Annotated in this window: 11 protein-coding genes; 8 read left to right on the top strand and 3 right to left on the bottom strand. The window is 57.0% G+C overall.

Annotated elements, in window-relative coordinates:
- Positions 1-72 precede the first annotated feature (72 nt).
- From OZ656_RS14340 to OZ656_RS14325, 4 genes are all read left to right on the top strand, one after another.
- Entirely contained in the window at positions 73-2,682 is a 2,610-nt protein-coding gene (locus tag OZ656_RS14340) for a S8 family serine peptidase (protein WP_272999323.1), read from the top strand.
- A complete protein-coding gene (locus tag OZ656_RS14335; RefSeq protein ID WP_273030410.1) occupies positions 2,679-3,176 on the top strand; it encodes a protease complex subunit PrcB family protein in 498 nt (165 codons plus the stop codon). Before OZ656_RS14340 ends, OZ656_RS14335 begins: the two co-directional genes overlap by 4 nt.
- Before the next feature lie 94 nt (positions 3,177-3,270).
- Positions 3,271-5,166: a DNA topoisomerase IV subunit B gene (gene parE / locus OZ656_RS14330; RefSeq protein WP_114434159.1), complete on the top strand. Its 1,896-nt coding sequence runs from the start codon at positions 3,271-3,273 to the stop codon at positions 5,164-5,166.
- 96 nt (positions 5,167-5,262) lie between these two features.
- Positions 5,263-7,029 (top strand): SLC13 family permease, encoded by a 1,767-nt coding sequence (locus OZ656_RS14325; RefSeq protein ID WP_153741045.1) that lies wholly within the window; start codon positions 5,263-5,265, stop codon positions 7,027-7,029.
- Here OZ656_RS14325 and OZ656_RS14320 read toward each other — a convergent pair.
- Positions 7,017-8,300, bottom strand: coding sequence for an EAL domain-containing protein (locus OZ656_RS14320; RefSeq protein ID WP_011786237.1), 1,284 nt, complete (start codon positions 8,298-8,300; stop codon positions 7,017-7,019). The genes OZ656_RS14325 and OZ656_RS14320 overlap by 13 nt on opposite strands.
- A 580-nt stretch (positions 8,301-8,880) precedes the next feature.
- On the opposite strand from OZ656_RS14320, the gene OZ656_RS14315 reads away from it, so the two are divergent.
- Both OZ656_RS14315 and OZ656_RS14310 read left to right on the top strand, forming a co-directional pair.
- Entirely contained in the window at positions 8,881-9,429 is a 549-nt protein-coding gene (locus OZ656_RS14315) for a cytochrome b (protein WP_113879990.1), read from the top strand.
- 60 nt (positions 9,430-9,489) lie between these two features.
- Positions 9,490-10,071: a YceI family protein gene (locus OZ656_RS14310; RefSeq protein ID WP_011786235.1), complete on the top strand. Its 582-nt coding sequence runs from the start codon at positions 9,490-9,492 to the stop codon at positions 10,069-10,071.
- Between the two features lie 33 nt (positions 10,072-10,104).
- Here the strand turns inward: OZ656_RS14310 and OZ656_RS14305 are convergent, their stop codons facing one another.
- Positions 10,105-11,742 (bottom strand): methyl-accepting chemotaxis protein, encoded by a 1,638-nt coding sequence (locus OZ656_RS14305; RefSeq protein ID WP_379944672.1) that lies wholly within the window; start codon positions 11,740-11,742, stop codon positions 10,105-10,107.
- Positions 11,743-11,835: 93 nt separating this feature from the next.
- Positions 11,836-12,090, bottom strand: coding sequence for a hypothetical protein (locus OZ656_RS14300; RefSeq protein WP_011786233.1), 255 nt, complete (start codon positions 12,088-12,090; stop codon positions 11,836-11,838).
- Between the two features lie 173 nt (positions 12,091-12,263).
- Here OZ656_RS14300 and parC point away from each other — a divergent pair, with 173 nt between their 5' ends.
- Both parC and serB read left to right on the top strand, forming a co-directional pair.
- On the top strand, positions 12,264-14,570 hold the full coding sequence (gene parC / locus OZ656_RS14295; RefSeq protein WP_023011138.1) for a DNA topoisomerase IV subunit A: 2,307 nt from the start codon (positions 12,264-12,266) through the stop codon (positions 14,568-14,570).
- Positions 14,563-15,795: a phosphoserine phosphatase SerB gene (serB, locus tag OZ656_RS14290; protein WP_014422162.1), complete on the top strand. Its 1,233-nt coding sequence runs from the start codon at positions 14,563-14,565 to the stop codon at positions 15,793-15,795. The genes parC and serB overlap by 8 nt, the downstream gene beginning before the upstream one ends.
- Position 15,796 lies beyond the last annotated feature (1 nt).

Below are 15,796 nucleotides of genomic sequence, written 5' to 3'. Positions count from 1 at the left end.
TGACACAGGTCGATCAGGGATGTCTGGCCGTATACTCTGTGAACAGTTTCAACAAAGAATAAGAGAGACGCCGTGAGATTGTCGATTCTTGCTTTTGTTGTGGTGCCAGGGATGGCATTGCTCACCGGTTGTGGCGGTGGTTCGGGCGGTTCCGATGCCGTTGCACCGATAGCGCCGCCCAGTCCGCTTTCCGGGGTTATCAGTATTGAAGCCAACAGCCGGGTTGATCAGGACACGATGGACCAGTTGGGGCTGGATGGGGCGAGACCTGCGACCGTTTCACTGGGACTGCCGGACAACTTTGTGCTGGCCGGTTACCTGGCAGGCAGTGGTGGGAGCTATCCGACGCTCACGGATCAAGGCGTTATTTTTAGCTACGAGAGCGATGCTGAGGACCTCTACAACGTGCCTATGGCAAAAGGCCAGGCGATTGTACTCGAGGCTTTTGGTAGTCGGGCAGGTAATCCGGCACTAAGGATTGAACTGACGGATAACGGAAGAATAGTCGATAGCGCGGAGACTGGAAGTGCCGGGTCTCGTGTTGTTGTCGAGTTGGGGGATGAAGCGGAAGGGGAATACAGCCTGACAGTGCGTACTCTCGGTAGTGGGCCTGCCCGTTACGTTATATCCAAGAACTCCGTCGGAACCGCAACACAACTGAATTTTGATTGGCCTGACTATGACTTTGTTCAGGGCGAGGCGTTGGTCTCCATGGCGGAGGGAAAGACCAGTAGTTTCGCCGTAAATGCTGGAGTCTCAGGGCGGCATTTGGGCGGTGCGGACTGGCTGGTATCAATGCCTGTAGTGGCGACTTCATCAGCGGCAAATAGTGGGATTGCTGGCCAACAGATCACGCTTGAATGGATCAGAGAGCTGAGAAAGCGGCCGGAATACAAGTCGGTGGTTCCTAATTATTTCTTTCGCACCCAGGCTACGCCGATTGATGAACCAGATTATTCCCTGAACTGGCACTACGACCTCGTTAATGCGCCGATCGCCTGGCAGATCGGTAACGCTGGCTTGACGCCCGTTCACGTTGCTGTGTTGGATAGCGGCCTTCTGCAAGACAGTGAAGGTCATTGGCATCCGGATCTTCAGCAGAATGTCGCCCCGGAAGGTCGAGATTTTATCGATGGTGGTGAGCCGGTTGATCCCGGAAGTAGCGTTGGCGGAGATGTTTATCATGGCACCCACGTAGCAGGCACTATCGGGGCCGCCCTCAACAATGAGGGGATTGGCGGAATTGCTTTTGAAAGCAAGATTGTTCCGGTGCGTGTGCTTGGTGAGGGTGGCGTTGGTACGTCGGATCAGCTCATAGCCGGGATTCGCTGGGTAACAGGTGAAACCAGCGGTGGATCGCCAAAAGCTCAGGTCGTTAATATGAGTCTGGGTGGGCTGCCCCAGATCGAAGCGCTGGAAAGCGCGCTGCGATATGGAGTGAGTGAAGGTCTGCTATTTGTGGCAGCCGCCGGAAATTCGGCTACGTCAGTACCGTCGTATCCGGCGGCATCCAGTCATGTGCTTTCAGTCAGTGCCGTTGACGCTGGAGGCCGCCCCGCCTCTTATTCCAATTTCGGTAGCTGGATTGACCTTGCGGCTCCTGGGGGCGATGCGAGCCGGGATGGCAATCTTGATGGCCTGGCCGACGTGGTCTGGTCGACCAGCGGAGAGCGTCGTGGAAGTGTTTCTGTGCCGGGTTATCGTGGGCTGCAGGGCACCTCCATGGCATCGCCGCATGTAGCTGGTGTTTTGGCCTTGATGAAGTCGGAAATGCCGAACCTGAACACAGTAACCGTTAGGGGGTGGTTAGAATCGGGACTGCTAACACAGCCTCAGGATGGCAGAACTGATCGCCTGGGGTGGGGGATTATCGATGCAGGCAAAGCTGTGGCCAAGGCTATCGACGGTGAACCTGTCACTGTCCTTTCTGCTTCACCCGCCGTGGTTAGCCTTAGCAATGAAGGTATATCAACACAGTTGGTTGAGATTCAGAAATTCGGAGACGCCTCGGTTTCCGCCGAAATGGTCGCGAGTCAGCCGGAATGGCTGGGCGCTGAACTATCCGGGAGTGCAGAAAGTGGTGATCTGGAATTAATGCTGACACTCAAACCAGATCTCCTGGACCCCGATGAGCCAGCCAGAGGGGTCGTTGATATTGCATACGAGGTCGATCTATCCCCGAACACATTGAGCATCCCCGTCATCGGGCAGCTGCTCAGCGATGAGCGTGCTCGAGATGCCGGGCGACATTTCGTCTTGCTTGTAAGCAAAGAGCCGACTGATGGCGGCTTTTATCTTGCGCAGTCTCAGGTCGTTGCAGATGTCGAGAACGGTCAGTATCGCTTCAGGTTTGAGCCGGACGATGGAGAAGAACCGAGACGGCTTTCTGAAGTTACCCCTGGTGAGTACTTTCTGGTTGCTGGAACAGATCTAGATGGAGATGGATTGATTTGTCAGGCGGGTGAAGCCTGTGCGGAGTATCCTGTTTCAGGCTTGCGAGAAGTGATCACCATAGAAGACGGCCAAAGCCTGTCTGATATCCGCATGACCACCAGTTTCTCACGTCCAACCATTTCTACCTCCAACCCTGATATCCTTCCCAGGCCCGGGTTTAAAGGTTACAGATTACTGCAGCCTGACCAGGCGCCTTCGACCAACGACGGAGTAAAAGCAGTTCAATGAAAAGGACTCTGGTTCGACCATTTATCACCTCCGCTGCGATGCTGCTTCTGGCGGCGTGTAGCGCCACGGGCGGACCCAGCGCGGGTGAGGGCGTAATGGTGCGGCAGATTACCCAGTCTGCGTATTGCGGCCTGACCGGGCCGGGGGTGGCGTTTGTGCGTTCGGAGGCAGATCGCGAAGCGCTCCTGGATGTCAGCGGCCAGAATATGGCCACGGATGTGGTGCGCAAGGTTGATCTGAGCCGGGAGGCACTGGTGATGGTCACGCTCGGCCAGAAACCAACCGCCGGTTACAGCGTCGGGCTCCAGTCTGCGCTGGCGCAAGGCGAGAGTCTGGTGCTCGACATGCATGTGAATGAACCGGCGCCGGACATGATGGTGGCCCAGGTGGTCACCTCGCCCTGTGCGGTACTTGCGGTTGAGCCTCGCGGCTGGCAGCAGATTCGTGTGCAGGGCCTGACTGAGCAGCCACTGGTTCGGACGCTTGAAAACTGAAACCACTTGGCGCCGCCACAAAACAACCGTTGATCTTTCAGCCTGAATCCCTAAGCTATGGCGCAACGATCATTTGCGGAGCCGTGCCATTCCTATGAGCGAGCAACAGTACAACGCCGATGCCATTGAAGTCCTGAGCGGTCTTGATCCGGTGCGCAAGCGCCCGGGGATGTATACCGACACGTCGCGGCCCAACCACCTGGCCCAGGAAGTCATTGATAACAGCGTTGACGAGGCCCTCGCCGGCCACGCCCGGCGGATTGATGTGGTGCTGCACAGCGACAATTCCCTGAGTGTGGAGGACGACGGTCGGGGCATGCCGGTCGATCTGCACAAGGAAGAAGGACTGCCCGGGGTGGAGCTTATCCTTTCCCGGTTGCACGCCGGTGGTAAATTCTCCCAGGGCAACTACAACTTCTCCGGTGGTCTGCACGGTGTGGGTGTTTCCGTGGTCAATGCCCTGTCCACGCATCTGGAAGTGACCATCAAGCGGGATGGTCAGGTGCATCGGATGACGTTCGCCAACGGTGACAAAGCCTCCGAGCTGGAAGTGGTTGATACCGTAGGCAAGCGCAACACCGGTACCCGCCTGAAGTTCACGCCGGACCCCAAATATTTTGACAGTCCCAATTTTTCGGTCAGCCGCTTGCGCCACAACCTTCGTGCCAAGGCGGTTCTTTGCCCGGGACTGACGGTGACCTTTCTGCAGGAGAAGACCGGCGAGAAAGACGAGTGGTTCTACGAGGACGGTCTTCGGGATTACCTGAGAACGGCTCTGGCCGATATTGAAGCGGTGCCGCTGGAACCCTTCACCGGCAGTTTCTCCGGCAACAAGGAAGCCGTGGACTGGGCTATCCAGTGGCTGCCGGAGGGCGGTGATGCGGTACTGGAAAGTTATGTCAACCTGATTCCCACTGCTCAGGGCGGTACCCACGTCAATGGTTTGCGCACCGGCCTGCTGGAAGCCATGCGGGAGTTTTGTGAATTCAGAAACCTGCTGCCCCGGGGGGTAAAGTTGTCGCCCGAGGACATCTGGGAACGGGTGGCCTATGTGCTGTCGTTCAAGATGCAGGAGCCCCAGTTCTCCGGCCAGACCAAGGAACGGTTGTCTTCCAGGGAAGCCGCAGCCTTTGTATCCGGCGTGGTGAAAGATGCCTTCAGCCTGTGGCTGAACCAGCACACCGACATTGCCGAAGCCCTGGCGGAACTGTTTATCAGTAATGCCCAGCGCCGGTTGAGGGCGAGCAAAAAAGTGGCCAGAAAGAAGGTGACCTCTGGCCCGGCGTTGCCTGGCAAGCTGGCGGACTGTTCCGGCGGTGATACCGCGAGATCGGAGTTGTTCCTGGTGGAAGGTGATTCCGCCGGAGGTTCCGCCAAGCAGGCCAGGGATCGGGAATTCCAGGCAGTCATGCCGTTGCGGGGTAAAATTCTGAACACCTGGGAAGTGGACTCGGGTGAAATCCTGGCGTCCCAGGAAGTACACGATATTGCCGTTGCTATTGGTGTGGATCCGAGCTCTGACGACCTTGCCGGCCTGCGCTATAACAAGATCTGTATCCTGGCTGATGCGGATTCGGACGGCCTGCACATCGCCACGCTGCTGTGCGCTTTGTTTGTGAAACACTTCCGGCCGCTGGTGGCGGCCGGGCACGTGTTCGTGGCGATGCCCCCTCTGTACCGCGTGGATCTTGGCAAAGAAACCTTCTATGCCCTCGACGAACACGAGAAACAGGGCATCATCGACCGCCTGGCCGCGGAAAATCGCAAAGGCAAGATTCAGGTAACGCGCTTCAAGGGACTGGGCGAGATGAACCCGTTGCAGTTGAGAGAAACCACCATGGCACCGGACACCCGCCGTCTGGTTATGCTCACTCTGGAAGAAGGGGATGACACCGACGAGCGGATGGACATGCTGCTGGGCAAGAAGCGCGCTTCGGATCGCCGGGCCTGGCTGGAAGCTTACGGAAACATGGCCGACGTGGCGGTTTGATATTCCATAATCAGCTATAAAAATCGATAGTTATTCTTTCTCAGAATTGCTTTGCCTCGCTATCCTGCCAGTTTTCAAACCGGAAAAGACCGAGTTATGGACTGGCAAGGATGGTTTTCCCTGGGGTTGGCGCTTACCGCCCTGCTATTGATGAGTTCAGGCCGCTTTGCACCGCATCTGGTGATGATGGCGGTGCTTGTGGTGCTCAGTGCCAGTGGCATCATCTCCGCCGATCAGGCGCTGGCCGGATTCAGTAACAGCGGCTTGATCACCGTGGTGGCCATGTTTGTGGTGGCCGCAGGCATTCATCATTCCGGCGGTGTCGATCTGCTGGTTAACCATCTGCTTCGCAATCCCAAATCGGTCCGTTCCGCGCAGGCTCGCATAGCTCTGCCGGTTTCCCTGCTGAGTGGCTTCCTCAACAATACACCGGTGGTTGCCACCATGATTCCCGCCGTCCATGCCTGGTCCCGGAAGATCGGTATTTCACCCTCCAAGTTGATGATTCCGCTGAGTTACTCAGCGATTCTGGGCGGCACACTGACACTGATTGGCACCAGCACCAATCTGGTTGTGAATGGTCAGTATCAGCAGCTGACCGGTGAGGCCGGGTTCTCGATCTTTTCCATTACGGCGGTTGGTTTACCGGTGGCCATTATCGGTCTGGCGGTCATGCTTCTGGTCATGCCGCGGGTGCTGCCAGACCGTAAGGATCAGCAGAAGTTTGGCTCCATGAGGGAGTTCACGCTGGAAGTGGCGGTGTCCTTTGAAGGTCCGCTGGTGGGCCGGACCGTAGGTGAAGCTGGCTTGCGGGAACTGGAGCGATTGTATCTGGTGGAAATCGAGCGGGATGGCAGTGTGGTCACTGCCGTTCCCTCGGAAGAACGGCTGTGCGGCGGCGATCGGCTGGTGTTTGCGGGCGATACCCAGGCGATCTCTGACCTGTTGCGCATCAATGGCATCGTGCCGTCGGTGCACGACGATGAGCCCAGTCTCAGTCAGGATCGTGCCGAGCGGCGGTTAGTGGAAGCCGCTTTGTCTCCGCAATCGGATGTGCTGGGCCTGACCATCCGGGACGCAAGGTTCCGGGACCGTTACGGCGCCGTGGTGCTGGCGGTGGCCCGGGGCGGCGAGCGTGTGTCAGGCAACCTCGGCAACATTCGCCTGAAACCTGGCGACGTCCTGCTGCTTGAGGCGCGTCCGGCCTTCGTCAGCCGTCAGCGCTACAATAAGGATTTTCTGCTCATCAACGACCTGGAAACGGAAACGCCCCGACATGACCGGGCCTGGCTTTCCTGGGGGATCCTGCTTGTGTTGGTGAGCCTGGCGGCCTGCGGGGTGATGAGTATGCTCAACGCCGCCTTACTGGGAGCCGCTCTGATGATCCTGTCTGGCTGCTGCTCGGTGGGGCAGGCTCAGAAATCGGTGGATGTGCCGGTCATCCTCACCATCGCAGCGTCCTTTGCGCTGGGAGCGGCATTGGAAGAAACCGGAGCAGCGGCGTTCATGGCCGAGGGTATTCTGGCCTTCAGTGCAGGCCAGGTGCTGCTAACGCTGTTTCTCGTATACTGCGCTGTGTCGTTTCTGACCGAGGTCATCACGAACAATGCCGCAGCTGTACTGGTGATTCCCGTTGTGCTGTCGATGACCGGCAGCATGGGGGTGCCTGCAGAACCCTTTGTTATTGCAGTGATGATGGCAGCCTCCGCCAGCTTCGCTACGCCATTGGGGTATCAGACCAACATGATGGTGTTTGGTCCCGGTGGCTACCGGTTTTCAGATTTCGTGAAAGTGGGGTTGCCCATGAATGTGCTGGTGGGGTTGGTAACGGTTGCGGTGATTGCCGTGGTTTACGGGTTGTGATCCGCGTTGGCAAGAATATCGCAGCAGAGTACCCGCAGTTTGCCGTCCTGACGGAAGGCCAGTGACAGGGTCACGCACATGTAGGCGCCAGTGACGCACAGGTAGGGAGTGGTCACATGAATGTTCTCTGGCTGGGCCAGCGCCTGGCGGAGATACTGCTGGCGAAACCAGTCTGCACTGCTGGTGTTTTCCAGTGGTCGGAATCTTGGGTCCTGCTTTTTAACGGCGGACTCCGAAACCAGAGTGTCTTCCAGCTGAACGCCCTGGTCGTCCACCAGGTAGCAGCGGGAAACCGTGTGGTGGCTGAGCAGTTCAAAACAGGCCTGGTCCATGGACAGGCCCTTCTGCAGGCGCTCGATCACCCGCCGGAAAGGCCCACTGAAATGGTTGACGACCAGTTGGGTTGGATCGTGGCTAATCTGCTTGCTGCTTTTGTACTCTTCGAGCAAATCCTCGAAATTCATTGTGCTCTGGGGCAGTTCGTCCAGCTCCAGGCAGGGCCGACGAAAGTAGAAGCCCTGTACAAAATCGACACCGGCATCAATGGCAATCATGGCCTGATCCCGGGTTTCCACTCCTTCCAGCAACACCAGGCAGCCAGATTGATGCAGCAGGGATACCATGCCGTTCAGTATCTGCCTGGCGCGGCGATCTTCGGTTGCCCGGGTCAGCAGGGTACGGTCCAGCTTGACGATGTCCGGTGACAGATTCCAGATGCGCTCGAAATTGGAGTGCCCGGCACCAAAATCGTCAATGGCGGTCAGACACCCCAGTTTGCGGTAGTAGGCAACGGTATCCCGTAGCCGTTCAGCATCGTCGGTTGGCTGTTCAACGATTTCCATTACGATTCGATGTGGCGGCAGCCCGGTTTTCTCAAGCAATTGTCCAAAAAAGGAATCGGATTGAGAGCCGGAGGTGACCACCCTCGGGGAGACGTTCAGGAACAGCCAGTTGACCTGATCCTTGATCTCGCTGTAGTTGCGAATGTGCAAGTACCGGCAGAGTCTGTCCAGCAACAGATTTTCGGCTTCGGATGCGGGCAGCTCGAACAGGTGCAAAGGCAGAACAGCTGAATTGTCGTTATCGAAGGCCCGGATCAGGGCTTCATAACCGACGGTACGTTTGTGGGAAATGCTGTAAATCGGCTGAAGGGCGGTGCGCAGTTTGAGCCCGCGAAAATCCGCTGTCCACACCTGACCCTGCTGATTAAGCATGGGGGAAAGCAGGTCTACTTCCGGCGCGGGTAGCGAATCGGGAAGATTGTGGGACATAGGCAGGTCTGTACCCTTCAACGAATACATTGGCGCAGTACTGAAGTACACGCCAATCTGTTAGCCACTGTGCCTGTGTCCCTGGCACGGACGCCTGAAATTCAGGCGTTACCTCATCAATTCGTCGAAGGTTGCCAAAAAACAAGAACCATTACCACTACTTAATGCATAAAAGACGAAACAGTTTGTATCTTTCAGGCATTAAAACGGTGGTAAAGAAAACCCGGCAGTAGCCGGGTCTGTATCAAATCAGTTGTTGCTGGGTACTACCACAGACTCGTCAAATTCAAGTTCCATGTCGTTTCCTCTCGGTCACTGAGGCCCCGGACGGGGCGGATTAAAAGTATGGTTAAAGTTTATCGCTGTCATAATTTTCAACAATCCGTAAAACCGCATACGACCAAAGTGGTTGCTGTCAAGTGTTTGCGGATCGTGGATGCTATGGTCAGAAAATCTGATGCAGGCCAGCAAAACATTTTGATTTTGGTCAGCTCTCTGTCCTTCTAGACTATGCTGATCTTATCTGGAGGACGTGGAAAAGCCGTTTGGGTCCACATCAGCAACGGAGGCGATTGTTTTTATGCAGGCAAAGAATTCAGAAGACGCATACGGGTGGGTGGCAATCCTGCTGCATTGGCTGGTGGCCGTCACCATTATCGGCCTGTTTGCCCTGGGCTTCTGGATGGTCGATCTCTCTTATTATGATCCCTGGTACCGACAGGGGCCGGACATCCACCGCAGCGTGGGTATTCTCCTGTTCATGGCGATGGTGCTCAGACTGGTCTGGCGGCTGTTAAGCCCGCTGCCCAGGCCTTTGCCCAATCACCAGCGCTGGGAGGTGGTTTCTGCTCACCTGGCGCATGTGGCGCTGTATCTGTTGATCTTTGTCGCCATGATCAGTGGCTATCTGATTTCAACGGCTGACGGCTCTGCGATCCATGTGTTCGGCTGGTTTCAGGTGCCATCGGTGACAGGCCAGGTGAAAGGCCTCGAAGATACGGCGGGAGCCATCCATTACTGGAGCACCTGGGCGATTGTCGTCCTGGCCGGCGTTCATGCGCTGGGGGCGTTGAAGCATCACTTGATCGACCGGGACAGTACGCTTCGCAGAATGCTTGGGTTGGCCTGACAGTTCCGGGACAGCTAACTCTCTTAACGCAACGCAAAACAGACTCAAAAGGAGTGAATAATGAAGAAGATTCTTCTGGCTTCAGCCATTTCAGCCGCGATGGTTGCCTCTGTGCAGGCAAACGAGCACAGCGGTACTTACGCCTTCGATACCCAGGGCACGCACCAGTTCGTAACCTTCAAGATTTCCCATCTGGGCTACAGCTGGCTGTACGGTCGATTCAACGATTTTGATGGTGAGTTCACCTACGATGCGGACAACCCCGAAAACAGCTCTGTATCAGTAACGATCGATACCTCCAGCGTTGACAGCAACCATGCCGAGCGCGACAAGCATTTGCGCAGCGAAGACTTCCTGTATGTGAGTGAGTTCCCGGAAGCCACGTTCAAAAGCAAGCGCGTAGTGGTTGACGAGGCCGGTGAGGCGGACATCATTGGTGATCTGACTCTGCGTGGCGTTACCCGGGAAATCACCCTGGATGCTGAGCTGGTTGGCCACGGTGAAGACCCCTGGGGAGGCTATCGCATGGGTTTTGAGGCTGAAACCGAGTTGCGCCTGAAGGATTTTGGCATTCCCATGGATCTTGGCAAAGCCTCCGAAACCGTGGAAATCGAAATCTCGGTAGAAGGCATTCGCCAGTAATCGGATCCTTCCGGCGATGACGCGGCGGTCCGGTTAAACCCGGAACCGCCCTGTCTGTTGTTCCAGCTCCCTGACATAGCTCTCCAGCGATTTGGCAATGCCATCGATGGCTTTGGACCGATCGGCACTGGCCGCAGCCAGATCATTGATATCAGTAATGCTCCGGTTAATTTCATCTACCACCTGAGTCTGTTCTTCGGTGGCGGACGCCACGCTGGTATTGACGTCGGTGATGCTGGAGATCGCTTCCAGAATGGCCTGGAGCTCCTGTTCCGCTTCCGTTGCCAGCCGTTCGGTTTCGGTGGCTTCCTTGCTGCCAGTCTCCATCACGCTCGCGACGTCCGAAACACCGGTCTGCAGCGCGGTTATCATGGTCTGAATATCTTCTGTCGACTGGCCGGTGCGTTGCGCCAGAGTGCGGACTTCATCCGCCACCACGGCGAAGCCGCGGCCTTGCTCACCGGCCCGGGCAGCCTCAATGGCGGCGTTCAGAGCCAGCAGGTTGGTCTGTTCGGCAATGCCGCGAATGACATCCAGCACCGAAGTAATGTTGTCGGAATCCGCAGAAAGTTTGCGGATAACCTCAACCGCTTTGGAAATCTGGGCGGCCAGGCGGTGCACCTGTTTCGACGAATTGCGGATGATCTGGGCGCTGTTGTTCCCCTTGGTTTCCGCTTCGCGAGTGATCTCTGCGGCGCGGGAGGCGTTCCCGGCCACTTCTTCAATCGCACTCTGCATCTCGTTGATAGCGGTGGCCACCATGGAAATGGAGTCGGTCTGGCGGGTCACACCATCGTTGTTGTCCCGGGCGGCAGTGGCCAGCTCGGTGGCACCCGCACCGAGATCGCGACTCAGATTCTGAATGGACCCGATCATGCCCTGCAGGTTTTCCAGTACCTGGTTGAAACTTCTGGCCAGTTTGCCGAGATCGTCCTCGACCGTTACCGGAACCCGCTGAGTCAGGTCGCCTTCGCCCTGGGCAATGTTGTCGAGCTGATCCCGGAGGGCGCTGATCGAAGAGATGATCAGTTTCATGAATACAAAGAACAACGCAATGGCGATAATGATGGCAATCACGGTGATCGCAAGAACAGTGGCCGAACTGGAGGTGCCTTCGGCAGAGGCTTCGGCGGAACGTTGTTGAGCCTGCTCGTCAGCGTGAGCACCGGCGTTGTCGTAATAATCCCGGAGTTGGTCAAACAATGGGGCTGTTTCTGTGGCAGCGAGACTCCGGGCTTGTTCCGGATTGCCGTTTGAGGCCAGCTCCATCACCCTCCGAGCGGACTGTTCCCAACGATCAAATGCCCCTTCGAATCCGTCGCTGACATCCGAAATGCCCGTTCCTGCAAGGCGTTGAGAGCTTTCCAGGAAGCGCTGCCTGGCTTGCTCGGTGTTTTCATTGAAATCCTCCAGAGCTCCGGAGGTGTTTTCATTATTGAAGGACTGATCCACCACAGACATCTGTGCCACCAGTGCCTGATAGAGATCGCGGTCGCCATTGAGAATCTGGCTGATCGAAGGCAGGTAGGTAGCGGCTATGTCGTCGGTATCGGAAACCAGATTGCGTGCCGTCAGAACGCTGAAGACACCGACGATGACCAGGGCAAGCGCCGTGATGGCAAAAGGAAGTGCGATTTTGGTGCGTAATCCGAGTTTCTTCAGAGCGGTCATCTAGCCCCCCAGGCTTCGACGTTAATGTCTTATCCAAAGCGTAGCAGGGGGGGCAGGTTTGTCACATTTGAGGTGCCAGGCCCTTGATATGGGTCAGGATTTTCCGACGGTTTCGGCGGATGAAGGTTCGTCGGTCTGTTCACAGGCACGGCAAAGATGCCGTTGACGGAGGAACTGGGCGGCGAAAATAACGGCCCATATCAGTACCCCCGCCCAGATATAGGGCTCGGGAACCTGGAAGGTACCACTGATGGCAAACTCCACCAGGAGCATCAGGGCAACGGCCAGAACCGCATTGACCATGGCCGTAACCATGGCTTGCCCGCAGGCTTTGAGATTGGGTTTCATAGGTTTCCGCTTGTTCAGAGAGTAAACGGCGTTCTAATCACTGTGGCGAGAATACGGCTCACCTTACAGAGTCTCCATGCGGGAATTCCGCTATTGGAAATTGGTGTATCGGGGCTGGCGTCCATATAATGTGCGCCACAACATTGATAGGCATCCAAGGCAAAGAGGCGTCCATGCCAGAGTTTCAGACAACGGATGAAGGTTTCGAGCGGGTATCACTCCGGGACTACACCGAGAAGGCGTACCTGGACTATTCCATGTATGTCATTCTGGACCGGGCTCTGCCCAACGTAGGGGACGGGCTCAAGCCCGTACAGCGGCGGATTGTATACGCCATGTCGGAGCTGGGGCTGAAGTCCACCTCCAAGTACAAGAAATCGGCTCGTACCGTGGGTGATGTGCTTGGTAAGTTCCACCCGCACGGCGATAGCGCCTGTTACGAGGCCATGGTGCTCATGGCCCAGCCGTTTTCTTATCGCTACCCGCTGGTAGACGGGCAGGGTAACTGGGGGTCTCCGGATGATCCCAAATCCTTTGCCGCCATGCGATATACCGAATCGCGGCTGGCACCCTTTGCGGAAGTGCTGCTCAGTGAGCTCGGGCAGGGAACCGTGGATTGGGTGCCAAACTTTGATGGCACCATGGAAGAACCCTCGGTGCTTCCGGCCCGGCTTCCGCACGTGCTGCTCAACGGTACCACGGGTATTGCCGTTGGTATGGCGACGGATATTCCGCCCCATAATGTTCGGGAAGTCACAGCCGCCTGTATTCGTTTGCTGGATCAGCCCGATGCGTCCGTAGATGAGCTGTGTGAGCACATCAAGGGGCCGGATTTCCCAACCAGGGCTGAAATCATCACTCCCCGCAAAGACTTGCGCCAGATGTACGAGACCGGGCGAGGTTCGCTGCGGATGCGCGCACGCTGGATGCGCGAGAATGGCGAAGTGGTGATCACTGATTTGCCCCACCAGGTCTCCGGAAACCGGGTGCTGGAGCAGATTGCCCAGCAGATGCAGACCAAGAAGCTGCCCATGGTGGCAGACCTGCGCGATGAATCGGATCATGAAAATCCGACCCGTCTGGTGATTGTGCCCCGCTCCAATCGGGTTGATCTGGACGGGCTGATGGCTCACTTGTTTGCCAGTACCGATCTGGAGAAGACCTATCGGGTCAACATCAACGTGATTGGCAACGATGGCCGGCCAGGCGTAAAAGGCTTGTACACCATTCTGACCGAGTGGCTGGCATTCCGGAAAACAACGGTAACACGCCGTTTGCAGCATCGCCTGGACAAGGTGCTGGCCCGGCTGCATCTTCTGGAAGGCTTGTTGATTGCCTACCTCAATATTGATGAGGTAATCGAGATTATCCGCACCGAAGACAAGCCCAAGGCCGAACTGATGGCGCGCTTTGGTTTGTCGGCGGAGCAGGCCGAGGCCATTCTGGAGCTGAAACTCCGGCATTTGGCCAAGCTCGAAGAAATGAAAATTCGCGGCGAACAGGATGAGCTCTCCGCCGAGCGCGATGAGCTGCAGGCCATTCTGGGCTCAGAAGATCGGCTTCGCGAACTGATCAAGACCGAACTCGAGCAGGATGCTGAGACCTTTGGTGATGACCGCCGTTCGCCGATTGTCGAGCGGGAGGAAGCCCGCGCCTTCAGCGAAACCGATCTGGTATCTAACGATCCGGTGACGGTGGTGCTGTCCGATAAGGGTTGGGTTCGCGCGGCCAAGGGTCACGACATTGACCCAGCTGGTCTCAGCTACAAGTCTGGCGACCGTTTTGCCCTGGCGGCGAAGGGGCGCAACAACCAGCAGGCGATTTTCCTGGATTCCACCGGCCGGGCCTATTCATTAATGGCCCACAGTCTGCCGTCTGCCAGGGGGCAGGGCGAGCCCCTGACCGGGCGGATCAATCCCCCCTCCGGAGCTACTTTCTCCGGTTTGTTGATGGGTAATCCCGAACGTAAGACACTGCTGGTCACCGACGGTGGCTATGGTTTCGTCACTTCGCTGAACGACATGATCAGCAAGAATCGCGCGGGCAAGGCCGTGGTCAGCGTGCCCAAAGGCGCCAGAATCATGCCACCGGTGATGATTCCGGAAACGGCATCGACCCTGTATCTGGCGGCCATATCCAATGAGGGCCGCATGCTGGTGTTCCCGCTCAGCGAGCTGCCGGAGCTGGCCAAGGGTAAAGGTAACAAGATCATCAGTATTCCCTCCGCCCGGGTGCAGAATCGCGAGGAATACGTGGTTGCTGTCGCCGTGTTCGGTGAAGAGGATCAGTTGGAAGTGAAAGCGGGCAAGCGGAAGCTTGGCTTGCGGTTTGGCGATCTTGAGCACTATCTGGGTGAGCGGGGCCGTCGTGGTCACAAGCTGCCACGGGGCCTGCAGCGTGTGGATGGTATTGATGTGATTCCTTCGGCTGCGCGGGCCGAGGAAGAAGCCCAGAGCGGGGAGAATACAGACAGTGAGTGAGCTGGTGCTGGTAAACGTATCGGGCCGGGACAAACCCGGCCTGACCTCGGAAATCACCGGAATCATGGGGCGTTACGATGTCCGCATTCTGGATATAGGCCAGGCGGTCATTCATGACCATCTGACCTGGGGCATTCTGATCGAGATCCCGGATGAGTCAAAATCCTCTCCGGTAATCCGGGATTTGCTGTTCCGGCTGCACGCGCTGGATCTGCAGGTGCATTTTGCGCCGATTACCGAGCAGGAATATCAGGCCTGGGCTGAGGGCCGCAACCGGGCCTGTTACATCGTGACCCTGCTTTCCCGCGACATCAAGGCTGAGCAGATCGCCAGGGTGTCGGCGATTACGGCCCGCCATGGCCTGAATATCGACAATATTACCCGGCTGTCAGCACGGCCATCACTGAATACCTCGGAAAACCGCATTGCCTGCGTCGAATTCTCGGTACGGGGAACACCCTCGGATCTTGAACAGCTTCGTGCCGATTTTCTGCACATTGCCGGCGAGATGAATGTGGATATCGCCTTCCAGGAAGATTCAATCTTCCGGCGCAACCGCCGGCTGGTGGTGTTCGACATGGACTCCACGCTGATTGAAGCGGAAGTGATCGACGAGCTGGCCCATGAAGCCGGGGTCGGCGAGCAGGTGGCTGAGATCACCGAACGCGCCATGCAGGGTGAACTGGATTTCAGCCAGAGCTTTGCCGAGCGCCTGGCCCTGTTGAAGGGGCTGGACGAGTCGGTGCTTGAAGGGATCGCCAACCGACTGCGCATGACCGAAGGGGCCGAGCACCTGATTCGCAGTCTGAAGGCGCTGGGCTATCGGACCGCCATCCTGTCTGGCGGCTTCACCTACTTTGCTCGTCATCTTCAGAGTAAGCTGGGCATTGACTATATCTACGCCAACGAGCTGGAAATTATCGACGGCAAAGTAACCGGTGAGGTGAAAGGTCAGATTGTAGATGGTAAGCGCAAGGCGGAGTTGTTGCTGGAAATAGCTGAGAAAGAGCACATTTCCCGGGAACAGGTGATTGCCGTTGGGGACGGCGCCAATGATCTGCCAATGCTCAGTCAGGCGGGCCTGGGAGTTGCTTTCCGGGCCAAGCCGCTGGTCAAGGAGTCGGCACGCCACTCCATCTCCACCCTGGGGCTGGATGCCATCCTGTACCTGATCGGGTTCCGGGAAAGCGAGACCAATCAAACGCTTCAGAATACCCACCTCTGAA

The organism is Marinobacter sp. LM1 (genome assembly GCF_042763285.1).
GTDB lineage: Bacteria > Pseudomonadota > Gammaproteobacteria > Pseudomonadales > Oleiphilaceae > Marinobacter > Marinobacter nauticus.
This window is presented reverse-complemented; position numbering and strand designations above follow the sequence as displayed.